Genomic DNA, 2,481 nt, shown 5'->3' on the forward strand with positions numbered 1-2,481 from the left:
CTCGCTACCTCTCTAAACAATGGGAGCAAGCTGGTGAATAAAACAGCGAAAAACTCACCTGTGGGTGAGTTTTTGTTTTTCTCATATTTATATCAAAAAATGATTAATTATTTAGTAAAAACCGAACGTTTTGAAAGAATATTCGGAATTTTTTGACTTTCGACTTTACTTATGCTAAAATTCAATATATGTTAGAAAAGCTAACAAGTAAATCCATCATAGGAGGCTCTTATGGCACTTATTGAATTTAAAAATGTTAATAAATATTACGGAGATTATCATGCACTTCGTGACATCAATCTAGAAATTGAAAAAGGACAAGTTGTGGTTCTCTTGGGACCTTCTGGGTCTGGGAAATCTACCCTTATCCGTACAATCAATGCCTTGGAATCCATCGATAACGGTACGCTTATCGTTAACGGACATAATGTGACGGAAGCTTCTGCCAAAGATTTGGTAGAATTGCGTAAGGAAGCGGGGATGGTATTCCAACACTTTAACCTCTACCCGCATAAAACCGTTCTTGAAAATGTAACCTTGGCACCTATCAAGGTTCTTGGAATCAGTAAGGCAGACGCTGAAAAGACTGCTGAAAAATTCCTTCGCTACGTTAACATGTGGGACAAGAAAGATTCATACCCTGGTATGCTTTCTGGTGGGCAAAAACAACGTATCGCTATCGCCCGTGGTCTTGCCATGAATCCTGAGCTCTTGCTCTTTGACGAACCAACGTCAGCTCTTGACCCAGAGACTATCGGTGACGTGCTTGCGGTTATGCAAAAACTTGCCAAAGGTGGTATGAATATGGTTGTCGTAACCCACGAAATGGGCTTTGCTCGCAGTGTGGCTGACCGTATCATTTTCATGGCTGAAGGTCAAGTTCTTGTAGACACTACGGATGTGGATGGTTTCTTTGACAATCCAACTGAACCTCGTGCGGTTCAATTCCTTTCTAAGATTATCGATCACAACTCTGATAATGTCCAAGTGGATGCCTAAGGAGGTTGCCTATGATTTTCAAAAAAATCTTACGTTACCTAACTGTTGCAAGCTTGGCAATTCTCACTATTTTTCTTATCACGAGTCACAAGACTAAGGCGGAAGACACTAGTAAGCTTCTTGATAGTAAAGCAGTCCAAAAGATTGTTAAGCGAGGGACACTCAATGTCGGTGTGAAGCAAGACGTTCCTAACTTTGGTTACTATTCTGCTAAGACTAATACCTACGAAGGTATGGAAGTTGATCTTGCTAAGAAGATTGCTGATGAGTTAAAAGTTAAAGTGAATTATATCCCAGTAACGACGCAAACTCGTGAACCACTTATGGATAACGGGACTATCGACTTGCTTATCGCTACCTATACCATCAATGATGAACGTAAGGCTTCTTATGCTATCTCAACTCCTTACTACTATGACCAAATCGGTTTCTTGGTTCTTAAAGATTCAGGTATTAACAAAATCTCAGATTTGAATGGTAAGACTATTGGAGTGTCTCAAGGGGCGTCAACTAAGGCTGCGTTGCAAGAGTACGCTTCAGCTAATAACCTTAAGTTCAACTATGTTCAACTCGGATCTTTCCCAGAATTGGCTGTTTCTCTTTACGCTCACCGTGTAGATGCTTTCTCAGTTGATAAATCTATCCTCTCTGGATATGAAAGTAAGAAAACTAAAACCTTAAAAGAAGGTTTCAAAACACAAGAATACGGTATCGCCTCGAGCAAGTCTAACCAAGAGTTGATTGATTATACTAACGATCTGATTGCTAAATGGCAAAAAGATGGTAGCCTTCAAAAACTCTACGATAAGTATCACTTGAAACCAGCTAAGGCTGAAGATAAATAGAAAGGAGTCCTAAATTTATGTATCTTTTAACTGAAACGGCTAGTCCTTTCGCTCTTGAACGTTGGGCTGCTTTCTTCGCTAACTTTGGGCAATTTGCCAAAGGTTTCTTTTACACCCTTGGCATTTCAATTGGTGCCTTGATTGTTGCCCTTCTTCTTGGGCTCATCTTTGGAGCTATGAGTTCGACTCATAACAAGATCCTTCGTGGCATTTCACGTGTTTATGTCGAAATCTTCCAGAACACACCCTTGCTTGTGCAATTCGTGGTTGTCTTCTATGGGATTTCAATCTTGACTGATGGTCATGTCATGATCCCAATTTCATTGACGGCTATCCTTTGTGTAGGGGTCTACACAGGAGCCTATATCTCTGAAATTATTCGTACAGGTATCGAGGCGGTTCCTAAAGGTCAAACCGAAGCGGCTTTGTCTCAAGGATTCACCTACGCTGATACCATGCGTATCATCATCTTGCCTCAAGCAGTCCGTACTATCTTGCCACCATTGACCAACCAAGTGGTTAACTTGATTAAGAACACTTCTACAGTTGCCATCATCTCTGGGGCGGATATCATGTTCACGGCTAAGGCTTGGGCTTATGATACGACTAACTATGTGCCGGCCTTTGCTGGGGCTGC

3 protein-coding genes are annotated in these 2,481 nt (G+C 41.2%); all 3 read left to right on the forward strand.

Translation table 11 applies throughout. The annotated features are described in order from the left end of the window. The first annotated feature begins 231 nt into the window (after nt 1-231). Nucleotides 232-999 carry an amino acid ABC transporter ATP-binding protein gene (locus HMPREF2979_RS06515; protein ID WP_002884172.1) on the forward strand — a complete coding sequence of 256 codons (768 nt, stop codon included), beginning with the start codon at nt 232-234 and terminating at the stop codon, nt 997-999. Nucleotides 1,000-1,010: 11 nt separating this feature from the next. Continuing rightward, nucleotides 1,011-1,844, forward strand: coding sequence for a transporter substrate-binding domain-containing protein (locus tag HMPREF2979_RS06520; protein ID WP_021146932.1), 834 nt, complete (start codon nt 1,011-1,013; stop codon nt 1,842-1,844). A gap of 17 nt (nt 1,845-1,861) precedes the next feature. Next, nucleotides 1,862-2,481, forward strand: a 620-nt coding sequence (locus HMPREF2979_RS06525; protein ID WP_070655735.1) for an amino acid ABC transporter permease, incomplete at its 3' end; no start/stop codon positions are given.

It is taken from the genome of Streptococcus sp. HMSC078H12 (genome assembly GCF_001814615.1).
In the GTDB taxonomy this organism is placed as follows: domain Bacteria; phylum Bacillota; class Bacilli; order Lactobacillales; family Streptococcaceae; genus Streptococcus; species Streptococcus salivarius_F.

Bases quoted from the DNA above. Each gene is read 5' to 3' on its own strand.
- HMPREF2979_RS06515 (WP_002884172.1), top strand. From the start codon at position 232: ATGGCACTTATTGAATTTAAAAATGTTAATAAATATTACGGAGATTAT.
- HMPREF2979_RS06520 (WP_021146932.1), top strand. From the start codon at position 1,011: ATGATTTTCAAAAAAATCTTACGTTACCTAACTGTTGCAAGCTTGGCA.